The organism is Rhodoferax ferrireducens (genome assembly GCF_049302455.1).
Lineage (GTDB): Bacteria > Pseudomonadota > Gammaproteobacteria > Burkholderiales > Burkholderiaceae_C > Rhodoferax > Rhodoferax ferrireducens_B.
On record NZ_JBAQMD010000043.1, the window covers coordinates 1 to 2,977 of the forward strand.

Annotated in this window: 3 protein-coding genes and 1 pseudogene; 2 read left to right on the top strand and 2 right to left on the bottom strand. The window is 64.7% G+C overall.

The genetic code is table 11. The features are described from left to right. Positions 1-108: 108 nt before the first annotated feature. Complete coding sequence (locus WA157_RS08240) at positions 109-1,008, bottom strand: hypothetical protein (RefSeq protein ID WP_422620488.1); 900 nt, start codon at positions 1,006-1,008, stop codon at positions 109-111. Positions 1,009-1,186: 178 nt separating this feature from the next. Here WA157_RS08240 and ybgC point away from each other — a divergent pair, with 178 nt between their 5' ends. Further along, positions 1,187-1,627: a tol-pal system-associated acyl-CoA thioesterase gene (gene ybgC, locus WA157_RS08245; protein WP_422620489.1), complete on the top strand. Its 441-nt coding sequence runs from the start codon at positions 1,187-1,189 to the stop codon at positions 1,625-1,627. 49 nt (positions 1,628-1,676) lie between these two features. Here ybgC and WA157_RS08250 read toward each other — a convergent pair whose 3' ends face one another. After that, the gene (locus WA157_RS08250; RefSeq protein ID WP_422620490.1) at positions 1,677-2,138 is read right to left on the bottom strand and encodes a CBS domain-containing protein; all 462 of its coding nucleotides are present in this window, start codon (positions 2,136-2,138) and stop codon (positions 1,677-1,679) included. A gap of 225 nt (positions 2,139-2,363) precedes the next feature. On the opposite strand from WA157_RS08250, the pseudogene WA157_RS08255 reads away from it, so the two are divergent. Beyond that, a pseudogene (locus WA157_RS08255) lies at positions 2,364-2,977 on the top strand (ABC transporter permease); the annotation flags it as partial.

The following is a 2,977-nucleotide window of genomic DNA, read 5'->3' on the forward strand; positions in this document are numbered from 1 at the left end:
ACCGGGGCGCGTCGGGTCATGAGAAATTTTGGGGTCATGGTAGCTTCCTGGGTTTCTTGAAAGAATGGGTAAAAAAAGTGACAGGTCTTGTGGCGCCGGTGCGGGCTGCTATTTGCACTTGTCGCGCGCGGCCGCGAGCGGGAGGGTGATGAGGTTGATCAAGCTGCCACCGGCGTTGGCTGCCAGGCAATCGGGTTTTTCCGCCGCCGACACGCCCTCGGCCAATCGGTCGCGCCGCTGGCCACCGTTGAGCTGCTCGTTGGCCAGCTCGGCCAGACTGCGTTGCCGCGACGGGTTGTACATGTGCGGGTACAGGCCCAATGGCGGCTTGGCAGCAGCCGGCGCCGCTTGCGCCCCACCGGCTCCCGTGGGCGGTGGCGCTAAGGGCACCTGTTCTGCCGGTGTAATGGCAGCAGGCCGAGCCGGTGCGGCAGTTGGCGCAGGGGCGGCTGAAGGGACCGCAACGGCGGCAGGTGCAGGTGCAGGTGCAGGTGCAGGTGCTGGTGCTGGTGCTGGCGTTGGCTCCGGTGCTGGTGCAGGGACTGGCTCCACAGCCGGTGAGGGTGCGGGTGCCGGCACCGGCTCCGGCAGCGGCTCGGGGAGAACTGGCAACTCTGCTTTCGGCGGCTCCGGTAACGGAATCGGTGGCGCGGGCAGAGGCGGCGGCTTGACAGGCGGGGGTGGCGGCTCCAGCAGTTTGTCTGGCGGCAGTTCGATGGCCTTGGGGACGGCTGCCACCGGTTCGGGCACGGCCTTGGGCGTGAGCACCGGCATCCGCATGGGTACGGTGATACGGGTCGGCGCAGGCGTCGGCGTTGGCGGCTTTTCCCGCAGCAAGGTGATGGGCGCCAGGTACTGCACCACGTTGCGCACCGTGTGTATGACCGGTGTCGACTGCAGCACCAGCCACAGCAGCGCGACGTGCAAAACCCCTGCCGTCACCACGGCGGGCATGGACAAGCGAGGCCGCGGCAGCTGACGATTCGCCAGTGGGTTGACCACGCTCACGGCGATGACTGCAGGATTGGACAATCGATCATGACGACTATCTTACTTGGAGCCGCGTCGGCCAAGGCCGAGGCGCAGACCCTGTGTCGGCACACACCGCCGCAAATTTTGAGCCCGAAAGGCGATTGGCTCAACAGATTTCGTGCGCGTCCATGGCGCTAGCGCATGCCTGTGAATAATGGGGGCTTTTCAACCCGACTGGAAAACCGTGCCTGAACTCTGCAATCCTTTCACGCTGCGCGTCTATTGGGAGGACACCGACGCCGGCGGCGTGGTTTTCTATGCCAATTACCTCAAGTTTTTTGAACGTGCGCGCACGGAGTGGCTGCGCTCCCTGGGGGTGGAGCAAAGCACGTTGCAGACGCAAACCGGCGCCATCTTTGTGGTGGCTGACGTGCAATTGCGTTACCTGGCTTCGGCCAGACTGGACGACCTGATCCAGGTCACGGTCAAGGTGGTGGCGCAGCGGCAGGCGTCCATGCAACTGGCGCAACAGGCCTGGCGCGGTGACACCCTGCTGGCGCAGGGGCTGATCCGGGTGGGCTGCGTCGATGCTGCCACTCTGCGCCCCAGGCGCATGCCAGAGCAAGTGTTGATGGCCTTGGCTGCTCAGCCTTGACGCCACAGGCGGCAGCACGCTCATTCGGGCCCGGCTCCTTCCAGCTCACTTACTTTCGAAGCTGGCGTTCGCGCTTGCCCTCACTGTCGATGGCGGCCACCAGCAGCCCCAATTCCTGCGCCAGGACGTCGAGCACATCGTCGAGCGTGACCACACCCAGCAGTTCGTCCTGAGTGCCGACCACCGGAATGCGCCGCACACCCTTGCGGCGCATGGTGTGCATCAGGTCGATCAGCGAGTCGTCCTCGCGCGCGGTGACCAGGTCGGTGACCATCACGTCTTCCACCCGCAGCGTGGCAGGATCAAGGTCGGAGGCGACGACCGCGGTGACGATATCGCGGTCAGTCAGCAAACCAACCACGATGCGCTTGCCCTCCACTTCATCCACCACGACCAGGCAGCCGACATGGTTCTCCCGCATCAAGCGGGCGGCGCCGGGCAAGGCCGTGGCCTTGAAAGCAACGCTCACGTTGCGCTTGCAAATCTCGCCGATGGTTAGACGTTGACCCATTTTTTTCTCCTTGTTTTGCCGCGTGTGACAAATTGGTGGATGGACAGGGCGTCCATCCGTTGAGACTGATTCTGCAAGGCGACCAAGCCCGAGCGCTTGAGCTTTGTCAAGCAGCAGACCACAAAGCCGCGCCGCCACCGAACCCTAGAATGAAACCGGAAATGAAACCCGAAGTCAGACCGGACTGAACCCATCCGGGCCTGGCCTCATCTATTGACCTTATTGATGTTCGATCTTCTGAAAACCTTCTCCTGGCAGGAGCTGATCCAGCATCCGTGGCGCAACGCCGCTGCCGTGGTGGCGGTGATGCTGGGGGTGGCGCTGGCGTTTTCGGTGCAGTTGATCAACGCGTCGGCACTGGACGAGTTCTCGCAGGCGGTGCGCTCCGTCAGCGGCCAGCCCGACCTGGAGCTGCGCAGTGTGCGGGGCAGTTTTGACGAGGCGGTATTTGCCCGCGTGGCGCGTCACCCCCAAGTCCGGCTCGCCAGCCCGGTGCTGGAACTGGGCAGCTACACCCAGGCGCCGGACGGGCAGCGTGCAGCCGTGCGCGTGGTCGGGATCGACGCGCTGGTGGTGCCGTTTGTGGCGCCTGACCTGATGCCGCGGCCGCTGGCCGATGCGGACCGGCTGGCGCTGTTTGCGCCCGACACCGTGTTTTTGAACCCGGCGGCGCAAAAAAATGCGCAGGGCTCGGTGCTGCGGCTGCAAAGTGGCCTGCAGATGCACGCGGTCACGGTGGCGGGGAGCGTACGTGCGGGCGGTGCGGCGCTGGCGGTGATGGACATTGGCGCGGCGCAAGAGCTGTTTGGCAAGCAGGGACAACTCACCCGCATTGACCT

Bases quoted from the DNA above. Each gene is read 5' to 3' on its own strand.
- ybgC (WP_422620489.1), top strand. From the start codon at position 1,187: ATGGGGGCTTTTCAACCCGACTGGAAAACCGTGCCTGAACTCTGCAAT.
- WA157_RS08250 (WP_422620490.1), bottom strand. From the start codon at position 2,138: ATGGGTCAACGTCTAACCATCGGCGAGATTTGCAAGCGCAACGTGAGC.